The organism is Streptomyces sp. 5K101 (genome assembly GCF_046506645.1).
Lineage (GTDB): Bacteria > Actinomycetota > Actinomycetes > Streptomycetales > Streptomycetaceae > Streptomyces.
Genome location: NZ_JBKFFO010000003.1, coordinates 130,038 through 147,267, shown reverse-complemented (window position 1 = coordinate 147,267; position 17,230 = coordinate 130,038). Strand labels below are relative to the sequence as shown.

Sequence of the window (17,230 nt, the reverse complement as noted above, 5' to 3'; positions counted from 1 at the left end):
CAACCCCGCACCCTGGAGGAGAGCCATCGTGCCTCGTACCGTCAGGGACGTCGTCTTCGTCGACGGCGTCCGCACCCCGTTCGGCAAGGCGGGCCCGAAGGGCATCTACCACGAGACCCGCGCCGACGATCTCGTCGTGAAGGCCATCCGGGAGCTGCTGCGGCGCAACCCGGCCCTCGACCCGAAGCAGATCGACGAGGTCGCCATCGCCGCGACCACGCAGATCGGTGACCAGGGCCTGACCCTCGGCCGCACCGCCGGCATCCTCGCCGGGCTGCCGCAGTCCGTGCCGGGCTACTCCATCGACCGCATGTGCGCCGGTGCCCTCACCGCCGTGACGAGCGTCGCCGGTTCCATCGCCTTCGGCGCGTACGACGCCGTCATCGCCGGCGGTGTCGAGCACATGGGGCGTCACCCCATGGGCGAGGGCGTCGACCCGAACCCGCGCTTCGTCAGCGAGAAGCTCGTCGACGAGTCGGCCCTCTTCATGGGCATGACCGCGGAGAACCTGCACGACCGCTACCCGCACATCACCAAGCAGCGCGCCGACGAGTACGCCGTGCGTTCGCAGGAGAAGGCCGCCAAGGCGTACGCCGACGGCAAGATCCAGCAGGACCTCGTGCCGATCTCGGTCCGCCGCACCAACCCGGAGGCCGGCGAGACCGGCTGGGGCCTGGTCACCGCCGACGAGCCGATGCGCCCGGGGACGACCCTGGAGAGCCTGGCCGGTCTGAAGACGCCGTTCCGCGTCCACGGCCGCGTCACCGCCGGCAACGCCGCGGGCCTCAACGACGGCGCCACCGCGTCGATCATCGCCTCCGAGGACTTCGCCCGCGAGAACAACCTCCCGGTCAAGATGCGCCTCGTCTCGTACGCCTTCGCCGGCGTCGAGCCGGAGGTCATGGGCTACGGTCCCATCCCGGCGACCGAGAAGGCCCTCGCCAAGGCGGGCCTCACGATCGAGGACATCAACCTCTTCGAGATCAACGAGGCGTTCGCCGTCCAGGTCCTGGCCTTCCTCGACCACTACGGCATCGCGGACGACGACGCGCGCGTCAACCAGTACGGCGGCGCCATCGCCTTCGGCCACCCGCTGGCCTCCTCCGGCGTGCGTCTGATGACGCAGCTCGCGCGGCAGTTCGAGGAGCAGCCGGAGGTCCGTTACGGCCTCACCACCATGTGCGTCGGCTTCGGCATGGGCGCCACGGTGATCTGGGAGAACCCGCACCACAAGGACGCCGGAGGCAACAAGTGAGCACCACCGCTGAGCTGTTGAAGGGTGCGGCCGAGCTGTTCCCCGACGAGGTCGTGACGTCCGCGCACGTCCGCCACCTCGACCTGCCGTACGGCGCCGGGCGCTTCGCGCTCATCACGCTGGACAACGGCCTGGACCACACCAAGCCGACCACCTTCGGCCCCCAGTCGCTGGCGAACCTCAACGCCGCCCTCGACCAGGTCGAGAAGGAGGCCGCCGAGGGCGCGATCGTCGGCGCCGGCATCACCGGCAAGCCGTTCATCTTCGCCGTCGGCGCCGACCTCAAGGGTGTCGAGCTGCTCAAGCAGCACTCGGACGCCCTCGCCATCGGCAAGGGCGGCCACGACGTCTTCAAGCGCCTCGCGGGCCTGGCCGTGCCGACCTTCGCGTACTACAACGGCGCGGCCATGGGCGGCGGCGTCGAGGTCGGTCTGCACTGCACCTACCGCACCGTCTCCAAGGCGATCCCGGCCTTCTCGCTGCCCGAGGTCTTCCTCGGTCTCGTCCCGGGCTGGGGCGGCTGCACGATCCTGCCGAACCTGATCGGCGCGGACCGCGCGGTCTCGGTGATCATCGAGAACTCGCTCAACCAGAACAAGCAGCTCAAGGGTGCGCAGGTCTTCGAGCTCGGCATCGCGGACGCGATCTTCGAGGGCGCCGACTTCCTGGAGCAGTCCCTGCTGTGGACCGCCAAGGTCCTCACCGGTGAGCTCTCGGTCGAGCGCGCCGACGTCGACCGCGGCGAGGCCTGGGACCAGGCCGTCGCCCGCGGCCGCTTCATCGCGGACTCCAAGGTGCACGGCGCCGCGCCCGCCGCCTACCGCGCCCTCGACATCATCGAGGCCGCCAAGGACGACGACCTGCAGAAGGGCTTCGACGCCGAGGACACCGCCCTCGCGGACCTCATCATGGGCGGCGAACTGCGCTCCGGCATCTACGCCTTCAATCTGGTCCAGAAGCGCGGCAAGCGCCCGGCCGGCGCACCCGACAAGAGCCTGGCCCGCCCGGTCACCAAGGTCGGCGTCGTCGGCGCCGGTCTGATGGCCTCTCAGCTGGCGCTGCTGTTCCTGCGCCGCCTGGAGGTGCCGGTCGTGCTGACCGACATCGACCAGGAGCGCGTCGACAAGGGCGTGGGCTACGTCCACGCCGAGATCGAGAAGCTGCTCGGCAAGGGCCGCATCAACCAGGACAAGGCCAACCGCCTCAAGGCCCTGGTGACCGGCGTGCTCGACAAGGCCGAGGGCTTCGCGGACGCGGACTTCGTCATCGAGGCCGTATTCGAGGAGATGTCCGTCAAGCAGAAGGTGTTCGCCGAGGTCGAGGCGGTCGCCCCGGCACACGCGATCCTCGCCACGAACACCTCCTCGCTGTCGGTCAGCGAGATGGCCTCCAAGCTCAAGCACCCGGAGCGCGTGGTCGGCTTCCACTTCTTCAACCCGGTCGCGGTCCTGCCGCTGCTGGAGATCGTCCGCGGTGAGAAGACGGACGACGCGTCGCTCGCGACCGCGTTCGGTGTCGCGAAGAAGCTGAAGAAGACCGCGGTCCTCACCAAGGACGCCCCGGCGTTCGTCGTGAACCGCATCCTGACCCGCTTCATGGGCGAGATCCAGAACGTCATCGACGAGGGCACCCCGGTCGCCACGGCGGAGAAGGCCGTCGAGCCGCTCGGTCTGCCGATGTCGCCGCTGGTCCTGCTGGAGCTGGTCGGCCCCGCGATCGGTCTGCACGTCTCGGAGACCCTCAACCGGGCCTTCCCGGACCGCTTCAAGGTCTCCCCGAACCTCAAGGCGGTCGTCGAGGCCGGTAAGCGCGGCTTCTACGTGTACGACAGCGGCAAGCCGGAGCTCGACCCCGAGGTCGCCGCTCTGCTCCAGCAGGGCGACACCGTCCTGACGGAGGAGCAGGTGCGCGCCCGGGTGCTGGACGCCGTCGCCCAGGAGATCGGGCTCATGCTCGACGAGGGCGTCGTGGCCGAGGCGCAGGACATCGACCTGTGCCTGATCACGGGTGCCGGCTGGCCCTTCCACCTGGGCGGCATCACGCCGTACCTGGACCGTGAGGGCGTCTCGGAGCGCGTGAACGGCAAGCGGTTCCTGGCGCCGGGCGTGGCCAGCGTCCCCGCGTAAGGGGTCACCGTCAGACGAACGGGCCGTACGGAGGTATCCGTACGGCCCGTTCCGCGTGTACGGCCCCTTCCGCGTGCCGCCCGGTCGGCGCGCCACACAGTGCGCGCGTCATCCGGCCCGTCGCCGCCGCCCGGTCACACCAGCGGCTTCCAGCGGCCCAGCGCGAATCCGCCGGCCGCCGTCTTCTGGCGCGTGGCCATCGGTACGCCGTCGCCGATGAGCGCCATGGCGATCAGCCCGCCGTCACCGTGCTCCTGCAGGGCGAGCGGCATCGGGCCGTCCGTGCCGGTGGCGGCACCGGTGGAGGTGGAGGTCCACCAGGCGCCCGCTTCCTCGTTCTCCGCCGGGTACGCCGCGAACGCGACCTCGGACCCCTCGCCCGTCTCCTGGGCGAGGACCGTGCAGGGGTAACCCTCGATCAACAACGGCGCGAGGTGGAGCGGACCGGTACCGACCGCCCTCGTCAGCGGCCGGGGCAGAGGGTCCCGCTGCGGGGCCCAGACCTGGACCACTCCGTCGTCGTCGACGAAGAACACAGAGACAGAGCCGGACGCTGTGGCCAGCGCCGAGAGCGTGCCCGGCACAGCATGCATCTCCAACCGGTCCGCGAGGGCGAAGGGGGCGCCCGGCTTCTCCTGCGTGTACCGCGTGATCTTCTTGTGGTCGGGCACGAAGAGCTCGACGAGCCCCGCGCTGTCGACGGCCGCGGCCAAGGACTCCTGGACTCCGTAGCCGCCGAGGTCCTGCCAGCGCCCCCAGCCACCGCGGGGCCCCTGGGTCCGGCAGCTGACGCCGGAGCCGCCGTTGCGCAGAGCGACGCAGAGGCGGCCCTCGCCGTCGACGACGGCCACCGGGTTGCCCGTCCACCGCGGATCCTTGTTGGGGTGCCCGATCACGTCCCAGCCGAGCAGGGGACGCCCGGTCTGGAACTGCACCGCGTGCACCAGCTCGACACCGTCGCCGGAGCCGGCCGGGCGCATGCCCACCAGGTGGATGTAGCCGTCCGCCCCCTGGGCGACGGTGAGCCGGGGCAGCAGTCCGGCTGCGGGCAGCCGGTCGGGGCCGGTCCAGCCCGCTCCCCGCTGCGTCCAGCGCAGTACCGCGCCCTCCGCGGGCGCGAACGCGGTGAGCAGTCCGTCCCTGCCCCGGGTCAGCCAGTCGCCCGAGAGCCGTTCGAGGCTGATCCCCTCCGGCTCTCCGAGCGCCGGCGCACCCATAGCAGTCATGGCAGGTCCCGTGCGTCCCAACCGATCGCGTACCGAGTCGTTCATACCGCGGTCATTGTCTCAGTACGGTTCCGGCCGCTGTGCCGCGGCCCTCGGATGCGGCCCCGTGGACACCGTCATGATCGTGGACAGCACCAAAGTCGTCAGTTCGGTTCCGGACCGCGTACAGGCCCGGCCGGCGCAGAATCTGTAGATTTGTATGACAGGGCAAGGTGCAGACCTGCCACTGGCCGTGCTTGTGCTCACCAGCCTCGCAGGCGAGGAAGACATGTCCGACCTGAGCGCGCCGATCCTGGCCACATTTGTCGTTTATGTGCTTGCCATGATCGCAGTGGGTGTCTGGGCGTACCCCCGCACCCGCACGTTCGCCGACTTCGCCCTCGGTGGCCGCCGACTCAGCCCGCCGGCCGCCGCCCTGTCCGCAGGTGCCAGCGACATGTCCGGGTGGCTGTTCCTGGCACTCCCCGGAGCCGTGTACGCGGCGGGCATCGGCGCCGGCTGGATCGCCGTCGGCCTGGCGATGGGCACCTACCTCAACTGGCTGTTCGTCGCACCGAGACTGCGCACCTACACCGAGCGCGCCGGAAACGCCGTCAGCCTGTCGGCCTACCTGGAGGAGCGGTTCGAGGACCGTACCCGGATGCTCCGGCTGGTCTCGGCGGCGGTCACCATCGTGTTCTTCACCGTCTACGTCGCCAGCGGTCTGGTGGCCGGCGGGCTGCTGTTCGAGCAGGTCTTCGACGTCGACTTCGCGCTCGCGGTGTCCCTGACCGCCCTGGTGATCGTGGTCTACTCGTGCCTCGGCGGCTTCCTCGCGGTGAGCCTGACCCACGTGATGCAGGGCATTCTGATGTTCCTCGCCCTCATCGTGCTCCCGGCGATCGGTATCGGGGCGCTCGGTGGCTTCGGACCGCTGAAGGACGCCCTCGACAGCAAGACGCCGGCCCTGCTGGACGTGGGGGCCGAGGCACGCTTCGCCGACGGTCAGTGGACGGCAGGCAGCCCCCTGGGCGCTGTGGCCATCGTCTCGCTGCTTGCCTGGGGCCTCGGCTACTTCGGTCAGCCGCACATCCTGGCCCGCTTCATGGGCATCCGCAGCACCCATGCCGTCCCGGCGGCCCGGCGCATCGGAACGGGCTGGGTGCTCGTCGTGCTCGCCGGCGCCATCCTCGTCGGCCTCGTGGGAGCGGGCCGGCCCGGCGCACCGCTGGACAACCCGGAGACCGTCTACATCGCCCTGAGCGAGGCGCTGCTCAACCCCTGGGTCGCCGGGGTGATGCTGGTCGCCGTGCTGGCCGCGATCCTGTCGACCGCGGACAGCCAGCTTCTCGTGTCGTCCGTCGCGCTCACGGAGGACTTTTACCGGGCGTTCCTCCGCCGCCGGGCCTCGGACAGGTCGCTGGTGTGGGTCGGTCGCGGCGCCGTGGTGGTGGTGATTCTGGTCGCCTGCCTGATCGCCCTCAGGGGTGGCGGAGTGCTGAACATCGTCGCCTATGCCTGGGCCGGTTTCGGAGCGGCCTTCGGGCCGGTCGTCCTCCTGTCGCTGTACTGGCCGCGTATGACATGGGCGGGGGCCATGGCCGGAATCGTGTCGGGCGCGGCCACGGTGCTCCTGTGGAAGAGGATCAATCCGCTGCTCGGGCCGTTCGAGTCGGGCATCTACGAGATGGTCCCGGGCGTGCTGGTCGCCACGGTCGCCGCGCTGGTCTTCGGCAGGTTCGTCGGCCGGCCACCGGAACGTGCCTTCTGGCGGATGCCGGGAGGCGGGGTCAGCCAGCTGAGGCTCGAATCGTTCCTCGCGCACGCACCGGTCGGTGTGGCCGTCCTGGACGCGGATCTGCGCTACGTCTGGGTGAACGACATCCTGGCGCGCCTGATCCCCCTCGAAAAGCGGCTGGGGCGGCGGGTGGAGGAGGTGCTGCCGAAGGTGGAGGCGGAGGCGTTCGAGAAGAACATGCAGACGGTCCTGCGGACCGGGGCTCCGGTGATGGACTACGAGTTCCGCGGCCCCACGTACGCGGATCCCCACCGGGAGCATGCGTACTCGGCCTCCTTCTTCGGGATGAAGGACCGCCACGGGCGGACCGTTGGTGTCTGGTACATGATCATCAGCGTCACCGAGCGCTGGCGGGCCCAGGAGCGCCTTGCCCTGCTCAACGACGCCAGTGCCCGGATCGGCAGCGCGCTGGACGTGCCGCTGACCGCGCAGGAACTGGCCGACCACGCGGTGCCGTCCGTCGCCGACTTCGTCGCCGTCGACCTGCTGGACTCGGTCATCAGAGGCGAGGAGCCGGACCCCGGACCGGTCGACACCGGCCCCGTCATTCGTCGCGCGGGGCAGAAGTCGGTGCGTGCGGGCAACCCGGAGGCGCGACTGGCCGTGGGGGAAGCGGTCCAGCGCGACCCGTCCTCGCCCGTCGCCCGCTGCCTTCTGGAGAGCAGGACCTTGGTGGAGGACCTGGACTCCACCGCCGGTTCGTGGGTGGCCATGGACCCGTCGCTGGGTGGCGTCATCCGCGAGTTCGACTTCCGCTCGGTGATGGTGGTGCCGCTGCGGGCGCGCGGCGTCACCCTGGGCGTGGCGACATTCGTGCGGTCCGGGCGTCTGGGCCCCTTCGAGGAGGACGATGTACGTCTCGCAGAGGAGCTGGTCTCCCGTGCGGCGCTGTGTGTCGACAACGCACGCCGGTTCACCCGGGAGCACACCGCGGCCCGTTCGATGCAGCGCTATCTGCTGCCACAGGAGCTGACCGGCGGATCCGCTCTGGAGGTGGCGTCGTGGTACTACCCGGCGGACGCGCCGAGCGGTGTGGGGGGTGACTGGTTCGACGTGATCCCCCTTTCCGGGACCCGGGTGGCATTGGTCGTCGGGGACGTGGTCGGACATGGCATCAATTCCGCGGCCACCATGGGGCGGCTCCGCACGGCAGTGCGCACGCTCGCCAATCTCGACCTGCCTCCCGACGAGTTGCTGGCCCACCTGGACGACCTGGTCATCGGCCTCATGGAGGCGCACGGCCGAGACCGGTCGGCGGCGGCCGAGAACGAGGGCGTCGGCGCCGCGATGATGGGCGCCACCTGCCTGTACGCCGTGTACGACCCGGTCAGCAGACAGTGCACGCTGGCCCGGGCCGGCCACCTCCCGCCTGTGATCGTGGGCCCCGAGGGGGCTGTTGACTTCCTGGACCTGCCCGCCGGACCGCCGCTCGGTCTCGGCTCCCTGCCCTTCGAATCCGTCACACTGGAGCTGGCCGAAGGCAGCCTGATCGGTCTCTTCACCGACGGCCTCATCGAGACCTGCGATCGCGACATCGACGTCGGACTCACCCGGCTCCGCAACGCCCTCGCGGTGACGCGGCCGACGCTGGAGGAGATCGGGGACAACGCCGTCAACGCCCTGCTGACCGGTCCGCCGTCCGACGACGTCGCCCTGCTCCTCGCCCGGACGCGCCTCCTGGGCTCGGACCGGGTCGTCTCCTGGGACCTGCCCTCCGACCCCGCCGCCGTCTCACATGCCCGCGGCCTCGCCGGTCGGACCCTGTCGGAGTGGGGCATGGACCAGCTGCTGTTCACCACGGAACTGATCGTCAGCGAGCTGGTCACCAACGCCATCCGCCACGCGGCCGGACCGATCTCGCTGCGCCTGATCCGGGACCACGCCCTGATCTGCGAGGTCTCCGACGCCAGCAGCACCTCACCGCGCCTGCGCCACGCCCGGACCACGGACGAGGGGGGCCGGGGACTGCTGATCGTCGCGCAGCTCGCCAGGCGATGGGGCACCCGCTACACGAAGACCGGCAAGATCATCTGGGCGGAGCAGGCGCCTTCTGACGGACCGGTGAGCTGATCCTGCGTCACCTGACGCCGTGCCCCCACCACGTGACTGTTCCGGCCCCGTCCACCCGGAGGCGTACGGGGCCGGAACCGGCGGGAACCGTCCTCAGAAGGTGGCGTCGCGTCCGAGCCGCCCGAGACGGCTGCGGGACCGTCCGTAGACGAAGTACACGACGACGCCGACGGCCATCCAGATGCCGAACCGCAGCCAGGTCTCGGTCGGCAGGTTGAGCATGAGCCAGAGCGAGGCCGCGATCGACAGGATCGGGATCAGCGGCACCCACGGGGTGCGGAAGGCTCGGTGCAGGTCGGGCCGTGTGCGGCGGAGGATGATGACGCCGAGCGCCACGACGACGAAGGCGAAGAGCGTGCCGATGTTCACCAGTTCCGCGAGGTTCTCCAGGCTGGTGAAACCCGCGATGACGGCGATCACCACACCGAGCAGCAGCGTCGCCCGGTAGGGGGTGCGGTACTTCGGGTGGGTGATGGAGAAGAAGCGCGGCAGCAGCCCGTCCCGGCTCATCGCGAAGAACACCCGGGTCTGGCCGAGCAGCAGGATCATGGACACGGTGATGAGGCCGACGGCGGCGCCGAGGCTGATGGCACCCGCGAAGAAGGGCTGGCCCACGGACTTGAAGGCGTCGGCGAGCGGGGCGGTCGGCGACATCTCCCGGTAGAACTGCATACCGGTGACCACCACCGTCACGGCCACGTAGAGCACGGTACAGATGAACAGCGAGCCGATGATGCCGCGCGGCATGTCCCGCTGCGGGTTCCTGGTCTCCTCGGCGGCGGTGGCCACGACGTCGAAGCCGATGAAGGCGAAGAAGACGAGAGAGGCCGCGGTGAAGATGCCCATGACGCCGAAGTTGGTGGGCTCGTAGCCGAAGAGCACCTGGACCAGCGGCGCGTGGAGGCCGCCGCCGGCTTCCTGCGGCTCGGCCGGGGGGACGAACGGCGAGTAGTTGTCGGCCTTGATGAAGAACAGGCCCGCGACGATGACCATGAGGACGACGGTGACCTTGACGGCGACCACGATCGCGGTGATCCGGGCCGAGAGCTTCGTGCCGATGACCAGGATGGCGGTCAGCGCCAGGACGAGCAGGAAGGCCAGCAGGTCGAAGGCCCCTCCCTCGTCCGGCCCGGACAGGGCGAGGGGTACGTCCCAGCCGAGGTTGGTTTCGATGAGGCTGCGGACGTAGCCGGACCAGCCGACCGCCACCACGGCGGTGCCGAGAGCGAATTCGAGGACGAGGTCCCAGCCGATGATCCAGGCGGGCAGTTCCCCGATCGAGGCGTAGGAGAACGTGTACGCCGAGCCGGCCACGGGCACGGTGGACGCGAACTCGGCGTAGCAGAGCGCCGCGAGGGCGCAGACGACGCCCGCGGCCACGAAGGACAGTGCGGTGGCGGGTCCGGCGTTGTTGCGGGCCGCGATGCCGGTGAGGACGAAGATGCCCGTGCCGATGATGACGCCGACACCGAAGATCGTGAGATCCCACGCGGACAGGCTCTTCTTCAGCGCATGCTCGGGCTCCTCGGTGTCGCGGATGGACTGTTCCACAGTCTTGGTGCGGAACACCCCGGTGCTCGCGGAGTGCTGCTGCTCTGTGCTCACCGGCGTACCTCCGTAGCCATGGCCGTATACCCATGATCGAGAGGGGTGCGGGACCGCGCCCGCCCTCCCAGTGCGTTTCACACGAAAGGGCCGGCCGGAAACCCCGAGGGGTGCTCCGACCGGCCCACGTGTGCGCCGGATGGGTGAGCTCAGTCGCGGGCGGGCTCGACCGCCTCGCTGTCGATGCGGCCGTCCAGCCGGGAGACCAGCCCGGTGACCTGGCGCGCGATGTCGGGCGCGGTCAGCCCGATCTCCGCGAGGACCTCCTTGCGGGAGGCGTGGTCGAGGAAGCGCGGCGGGATGCCGAAGTCGCGCAGCGGCACGTCCACGCCCGCGTCGCGCAGGGTCTGCGCGACCGCGGAGCCGACACCGCCGACGCGGCTGTTGTCCTCGACAGTGACCACGACGCGGTGCCGCTCGGCGAGCGGGGCGAGCGCCTCGTCGACGGGCTTGACCCAGCGGGGGTCGACGACCGTGGTGGAGATGCCCTGCGCGTCGAGCAGGTCGGCGATCTCCAGGCACATGGGGGCGAGCGCGCCGACGGAGACGAGCAGCACGTCCGGGCGCTCGCTGTCCGCGTACCGCAGGACATCCATGCCGCCGACGGTGCCGACGGCCTGCACGGCGGGGCCGACGGCGCCCTTGGAGAAGCGGACCACGGTCGGTGCGTCGTCGACCTCGACGGCCTCGCGCAGCTGGGCGCGGACCTGGTCGGCGTCGCGGGGGGCGGCGATGCGCAGGCCGGGGACGACCTGGAGGATCGACATGTCCCACATGCCGTTGTGGGAGGCGCCGTCCGTGCCGGTGACGCCGGCCCGGTCGAGGACGAACGTGACGCCGCACTTGTGCAGGGCCACGTCCATGAGGACCTGGTCGAAGGCGCGGTTCAGGAAGGTCGCGTAGACGGCGAAGACCGGGTGCAGGCCGCCGGTGGCGAGGCCGGCCGCGGACACGGCGCCGTGCTGCTCGGCGATGCCGACGTCGTAGACCCGCTCCGGGAACTCCTTGGCGAACCGGTCCAGGCCGACCGGCTGCAGCATCGCCGCCGTGATGGCCACGATGTCCTCGCGTTCCCTGCCGAGCTTGACCATCTCCTCGCCGAAGACCGAGGTCCAGTCGAGGCCCGAGCTGGCGATGGGCAGGCCGGTGTCGGGGTGGATCTTGCCGACGGCGTGGAAGCGGTCGGCCTCGTCCGCCAGGGCGGGCTGGTAGCCGCGGCCCTTCTCGGTGAGGCAGTGCACGATGACCGGCCCGCCGAAACGCTTGGCGCGGGCGAGCGCGGACTCCAGGGCCTCGATGTCGTGGCCGTCGATCGGGCCGACGTACTTCAGGCCGAGGTCCTCGAACATGCCCTGCGGGGCGATGAAGTCCTTCAGGCCCTTCTTCGCGCCGTGCAGCGTCTCGTACAGCGGCCTGCCGACGACCGGGGTGCGCTCCAGGATGTCCTTGCCGCGGGCGAGGAAGCGCTCGTAACCGTCGGTGGTGCGCAGGGTGGCCAGGTGGTTGGCGAGGCCCCCGATGGTGGGGGCGTAGGAGCGCTCGTTGTCGTTGACGACGATGACCAGGGGGCGGTCCTTGGCCGCGGCGATGTTGTTCAGCGCCTCCCAGGCCATGCCGCCGGTCAGCGCGCCGTCGCCGATGACGGCCACGACGTGGTCGTCCTTCTTCAGGACCTGGTTGGCCTTCGCGAGGCCGTCGGCCCAGCCGAGAACGGTGGAGGCGTGCGAGTTCTCGATGATGTCGTGCTCGGACTCCGCCTGGGAGGGGTAGCCGGACAGGCCGCCCTTCATCTTCAGCTTCGAGAAGTCCTGGCGGCCGGTCAGCAGCTTGTGCACATAGCTCTGGTGGCCGGTGTCCCAAAGGACCTTGTCCTTAGGGGAGTCGAAGACCCGGTGGAGCGCGATCGTCAGCTCCACCACGCCCAGGTTCGGGCCGAGGTGTCCGCCGGTCTTGGATACGGCGTCCACCAGGAAGGTCCGGATTTCTGCGGCCAGCTGCTCCAACTGCTCGGGGCCGAGCCGGTCCAGGTCGCGCGGTCCCTTGATACGGGAAAGCAGACCCCACCCGTCGCCCACCACCCCTGTAGGGCGCGCTTCGCGCGGCTGCGTCACTCTGCCTCCTTGCTTCGAGCTGCGTTCGAGCTGATCGAGCCTTGCCGATTGCCCGAGTCTAATGTTCCGGTCGCGAACTACGACGCGCGGCCGTGCGTTGTCGGTCACGCCGGCCGCCGCACACGGCAGTGCCCGGCACCGCCGTGCGGTGCCGGGCACTGGGGGGTGTATCAAGCGCGACCAGCGGTCTTCTGGGTCTTGCGGGTGATGGAGTCGATCACGACCGTGGCGAGCAGCACACCGCCGGTGATCATGTAGACGACGGGTGTCGCGATACCCTCCAGGGCGAGGCCGTACTGGATCGAGACGATCACCATGACGCCGAGCAGGGCGTTCCAGGTGCGGCCCCGGCCGCCGAAGAGGCTGGTGCCGCCGATGACGGCCGCCGCGATGACGTTCATCAGCAGGTCGCCGGTGCCGGCGCTCTGGTTGGCGGCGGCGATCTTGGAGGCCCAGAACAGGCCGCCGACCGCCGCGAAGAACCCGGCCAGGGCGAACACCGAGATGCGGACCGCGGTGACGTTGATACCGGCACGGCGGGACGCCTCGACGCTGCCGCCCAGCGCGAAGATCTTGCGGCCGTACCCGGTGCGGCGCAGCACGAAGTCCGTGATCACGAGGACCGCGAGGAACAGCACCAGCGCCAGCGGCAGACCCTTGTACTGGTTGAACATGGCCGCCGCCGCGAAGGCGACGATCCCGAGGAGCACCGTGCGCAGCACGATGTCGGACACCGGCCGGGACGGCACGCCCGCGGCCTCCCGGCGTCGGTTGTCGAAGAACGACGTCAGGAAGAACACGGCCACGGCCACGGCGGCGAGGCCGTAGGCGGCCGCGATGTCCGAGAAGTAGTACGTGGTCAGCTTGCCGACGACGCCCTCGGAGTCGAGGTTGATCGTTCCGGCGTCGCCGAGGAGCTGGAGCATGAAGCCGAGCCAGAACAGCAGGCCCGCCAGCGTGACGGCGAACGCGGGGGCGCCGATCCTGGCGAAGAAGAAGCCGTGCAGGGCGCCGATGGCCGCGCCCCCGGCGAGGGCGACGAGGACGGCGAGCCACTCGTTCATCCCGTGGGTGACGCTCATGACGGCGACGATGGCGCCCGCGACACCGCTGACGGAGCCGACCGACAGGTCGATCTCGCCGAGCAGCAGGACGAAGATGATGCCGACGGCCATCATGCCTGTGCCGACCATGGTGACGGCGATGTTGTTCAGGTTCTCCGCCGAGAGGAAGGCGGAGTTCAGGCTCTGGAAGATGATCGCGATGATCACCAGGCCCAGGACGACCGGGATCGAGCCCAGGTCACCGGCGTGCATCTTCCGCCGGAACTCGGAGACGTAGCCCTTGAGGCCCTGCTCGCGCACCAGCAGGCGGGGGTCGACCGCGGTGACCGCGTCGTGCGCCGCGTCCGGGTTGACGACGGGCGCCTCGACGGGGGTGGAGGTCTTCTCGGTGCTCACTTCTGAACCTCCGCGTTGCGCGCCGCACGGCGGGTCACGGCGTTGTCCGTGGCGCCGGTGATGGCGGAGATGATGTCTTCCTGCGAGGTCGACTTGACCTCGAAGACGCCGTTGTTCCGGCCGAGCCGGAGGACGGCGACCTTGTCGGCGACCGCCTTGACGTCGGCCATGTTGTGGCTGATCAGGATCACGGCGTGGCCGCGCTCCCGCAGCCGCTCCACGAGGTCGAGCACCTGTGCGGTCTGCTCGACGCCCAGGGCGGCGGTGGGCTCGTCGAGGATGACGAGCTTGGGTTCGCCGAGCATCGAACGCGCGATGGCCACGGTCTGGCGCTGACCGCCGGACAGCGAGGCGATCGGGATGCGGACGCTGGGGATGCGGATCGACAGCGTCTTCAGCAGTTCGAGGGCGCGGCGCTCCATCTCGACCTCGTCGAGCACACCGCGCTTGCGGAGCTCGCGGCCGAGGTAGAGGTTGCCGACGACGTCGATGTTGTCGCACAGCGCGAGGTCCTGGTAGACCGTCGCGATGCCGAGATTCTGGGCGTCGTGCGGGCGGTTGATCGACACGCCCCTGCCCTCCCACTCGATGACGCCTTCATCGATGGGATGCACGCCGGCGATCGTCTTGACCAGCGTGGACTTTCCGGCGCCGTTGTCGCCGACCAGGGCGACCACCTCACCGGCGTGGACCTCAAGCTCTACGTCGGTGAGCGCCTGGACGGCACCGAACCGCTTGGAGACCCCGCGCAACGCCAACACGGGCGTAGCGGACACGTGAACCATCTCCTTCGCCGCCTGACCGGCGGGGATGCCGCGCCGCGGGGTAGGCGGCGCGGAGGCTGAGCAGAGCAGATTATGCGTGAGTGTTCCGACCGGTGCCCCTCCCGCAGCGGGGGCTGGATGGCGGGAGGGGGCACCGGAAGGTTTCTGCGGGGACGGGACCGTCCGTCACTGCGGGGACGGGACCGTGCCGGGCAGGGACCGGAGCGCCGGGGACCGGTGGTCCGGCGTGCGGCCCCAGGGCCTTCGTCCCGGATCGTGCCGTGCGCGATCCGGGGGAGAGGGCCTTACTTCAGGCCGAGCTGGTCGCACGCGGCCTTGAACTTCGGGGTGCAGATCTCCTGGACGGTGTAGACGCCGTCCTTGATGACCGTGTCCTTGATGTTGTCCTTGGTCAGCGAGACGACCGGGACGAGCACCGACGGGATGTCCTTGTTGGTGGGGCTGTCGACCTTCTCCTTGGCGATGGAGTCGAGCGACTCGCCCTTGGCGAGCGCCACGGCCATCTCGGCCGCGGCGGCGGCCTCCGGCGCGTACGGCTTGTAGACGCTCATGAACTGCTCGCCCGCGACGATCCGCTGCACACCGGCGAGCTCGGCGTCCTGGCCGGTGACCGGCGGGAGCTTGGCGAAGCCGCCGGCCTTGAGGGCGGTGATGATGCCGCCCGCCATGCCGTCGTTCGCGGAGTAGACGCCGATGATCTTGTCCTTGCCGAGGGCCGAGATCGCGGCCTCCATGTTGGCGTTGGCGTTCTCCGGCTTCCACTCCTTGGTGTCGTACTCCTTGCCGACGTTCACCTTGCCGTCGAGCTCGGCGTGGGCGCCCTTCTTGAACAGCGCGGCGTTCGGGTCCGTGATCGCGCCGTTCATCATGACGATCTGACCGTCCTTGGCCTTGTCGCCGAGGGCCTCCAGCAGGGCCTTGCCCTGGACGTGGCCGACCTCTTCGTTGTCGAACGAGGTGTAGGCGTCGATCGGGCCCTCGGCCAGGCGGTCGAAGGCGACGACCGGGATGTCCGCGTCCTTGGCCTTCTTGACGCTGCCGGCGATGGCCTTGGCGTCGACCGCGTCCACGATCAGGGCGTCGACCTTGTTCGTGATCATGGTGTCGACCTGCTGCGTCTGCAGCGTGGCGTCCTGCTTGGCGTTGGCGTAGACGACCTTGGCCTTGCCGCCCGTGAGCTCGCTGATCTTCTTCTCGATGAGCGGCTTGTCGAACTTCTCGTAACGAGCGGTCTGGTTCTCGGGCAGCAGCAGACCGATGGTGAGGTCGTCGCCCTTCTTGGCGCCGGTCTCGTCGGCGGCGTCGCCCGCCTCCCCCGCCTGGCCGCAGGCGGCGAGCGAGACGGCCATGGCGGCGGCAGCGGCAGCGATAGCGGCACGACGCAGATGTGCGTTCACGTTGTAAACCTCCCTGACGAGGCCGCGTCGCTGCGGCCGAGGTGGCTGGAAGTCAACTCGGCCCCGCCGCCAGCGTCAAGGAGTAAATCCTTAACGAGATGACAACGGTGCCATCCGTTATCTAAGTGAAGGCAGGAGTCCTGGTCGGCAACGCACTCTCCAGAAGGGACGAATCGCCCATCTCGCTGAGCACGAGGGCGAGGGCTCCAAGGACCTCGGCGCGCCCGCCGAGCGCTCCCGGGGCCACCGAGAGCTGCCGCGCCGCGCTGGGGATCGCGTAGCGGGAGACGGACTCGCGGATGGGCCCCAGTACCAACTCTCCAGCGTCCGCCAGATCGCCTCCCAGCACCACCCGGCTCGGGTTCAGCAGGTTGCACAGGTTCGCCACGCCGCTGCCGATGTGGCGGCCCACGTCGGCCACCACGCGCCGGCAGCCGGGGTCCCCCTCGCGGGCGAGCCGCACCACCTTCTCCATGGTCAGACCGTCGCCGTGGCTCGGCTGCAGCAGCGGCAGCACGTACCGGGCGGCCGCGAAGGTCTCCAGGCATCCCCGGTTGCCGCAGCGGCACACCGGGCCCGACTCGTCGAGCGTGATGTGCCCGATCTCCCCCGCGGTGCCGCCGGGCCCGCGGTAGATCTGGCCGTCTATGACCAGCCCGGCGCCCACACCGCTGGCCACCTTGATGTACGCGAGGTCCTTGACCCCGCGTCCGCTGCCCCACACCAGCTCGCCGAGCGCGCCGAGGTTTGCGTCGTTGTCGACGTGGACGGGGACGCCCAGGCGCCCGGAGAGCTCGTCGCTGGGGTTGATGCCGGTCCAGCCCGGCAGGATGGACGTGGAGCCGAGCGTGCCGGACTCCACGTCGATGGGACCGGGCACGCCGAGACCGACGCCGATGATCTTCCCGGGACCGATGCCGGTGGCCTCGACCAGCCGGTTGACCAGCGCCTCCGCCCGGTCGAAGCCCTCGGCCGACGAGGCGTCCACGTCCAGCGGCTCGGCCTGCTCGGCGAGCACCTGGTGGGCGAGGTTGCCGACCGCGACCCGCAGGTGGGTGTGGCCGAAGTCGACCCCGATCACGATGCCCGCGTCACCGCTGAGGGAGACGCTGCGGGCGCGCCTGCCGCCCGCCGAGGTGGGCGTCACCTCGACCGTGCCGCCGTCCTTGAGCTCACGGACGATGTTGGAGACCGTGGCCGCGGAGAGGCCGGTGCTCCTGGCGATCTCCGCCTGTGTGAGCGAGCCGGCCATGCGCACCGCACGCACGACCCGCTCGAGGTTGGCCCGGTGCAGCGATGTCTGCGACCCCGGAGTCTCCATTGACCCATCCACTCCTGCCCCCGGTGGGCGGTACGACGACCGCCCCCGGCCGGGCACCCAGGGGGCCCGGCTTCTCTCCAACTTATGAACCCTAAGC

The 17,230-nt window shown here is 70.1% G+C and carries 10 protein-coding genes; 3 read left to right on the top strand and 7 right to left on the bottom strand.

What is annotated here, in order from left to right:
• Positions 1-28 precede the first annotated feature (28 nt).
• A complete protein-coding gene (locus ACLB9X_RS06430; RefSeq protein WP_410359262.1) occupies positions 29-1,255 on the top strand; it encodes a thiolase family protein in 1,227 nt (408 codons plus the stop codon).
• Positions 1,252-3,381, top strand: a complete 2,130-nt coding sequence (locus ACLB9X_RS06425) for a 3-hydroxyacyl-CoA dehydrogenase NAD-binding domain-containing protein (RefSeq protein WP_410359261.1) — start codon at positions 1,252-1,254, stop codon at positions 3,379-3,381. Before ACLB9X_RS06430 ends, ACLB9X_RS06425 begins: the two co-directional genes overlap by 4 nt.
• A gap of 134 nt (positions 3,382-3,515) precedes the next feature.
• Here ACLB9X_RS06425 and ACLB9X_RS06420 read toward each other — a convergent pair whose 3' ends face one another.
• On the bottom strand, positions 3,516-4,607 hold the full coding sequence (locus ACLB9X_RS06420) for a hypothetical protein (protein ID WP_410359260.1): 1,092 nt from the start codon (positions 4,605-4,607) through the stop codon (positions 3,516-3,518).
• 268 nt (positions 4,608-4,875) lie between these two features.
• On the opposite strand from ACLB9X_RS06420, the gene putP reads away from it, so the two are divergent.
• Entirely contained in the window at positions 4,876-8,454 is a 3,579-nt protein-coding gene (gene putP / locus ACLB9X_RS06415; protein ID WP_410359259.1) for a sodium/proline symporter PutP, read from the top strand.
• Between the two features lie 93 nt (positions 8,455-8,547).
• Here the strand turns inward: putP and ACLB9X_RS06410 are convergent, their stop codons facing one another.
• The 6 genes from ACLB9X_RS06410 to ACLB9X_RS06385 form a co-directional block, all read right to left on the bottom strand.
• Positions 8,548-10,059 carry an amino acid permease gene (locus ACLB9X_RS06410; RefSeq protein WP_410359258.1) on the bottom strand — a complete coding sequence of 504 codons (1,512 nt, stop codon included), beginning with the start codon at positions 10,057-10,059 and terminating at the stop codon, positions 8,548-8,550.
• A gap of 149 nt (positions 10,060-10,208) precedes the next feature.
• Positions 10,209-12,116, bottom strand: a complete 1,908-nt coding sequence (gene dxs, locus ACLB9X_RS06405) for a 1-deoxy-D-xylulose-5-phosphate synthase (protein ID WP_410359585.1) — start codon at positions 12,114-12,116, stop codon at positions 10,209-10,211.
• A gap of 224 nt (positions 12,117-12,340) precedes the next feature.
• Positions 12,341-13,630: a sugar ABC transporter permease gene (locus ACLB9X_RS06400; protein ID WP_410359257.1), complete on the bottom strand. Its 1,290-nt coding sequence runs from the start codon at positions 13,628-13,630 to the stop codon at positions 12,341-12,343.
• Positions 13,627-14,415: an ATP-binding cassette domain-containing protein gene (locus ACLB9X_RS06395; RefSeq protein ID WP_410359256.1), complete on the bottom strand. Its 789-nt coding sequence runs from the start codon at positions 14,413-14,415 to the stop codon at positions 13,627-13,629. The genes ACLB9X_RS06400 and ACLB9X_RS06395 overlap by 4 nt, the downstream gene beginning before the upstream one ends.
• 284 nt (positions 14,416-14,699) lie before the next feature.
• Positions 14,700-15,764, bottom strand: coding sequence for a sugar ABC transporter substrate-binding protein (locus tag ACLB9X_RS06390; RefSeq protein ID WP_410359584.1), 1,065 nt, complete (start codon positions 15,762-15,764; stop codon positions 14,700-14,702).
• Between the two features lie 169 nt (positions 15,765-15,933).
• Entirely contained in the window at positions 15,934-17,133 is a 1,200-nt protein-coding gene (locus tag ACLB9X_RS06385) for an ROK family protein (protein ID WP_410359255.1), read from the bottom strand.
• Positions 17,134-17,230: the final 97 nt, after the last annotated feature.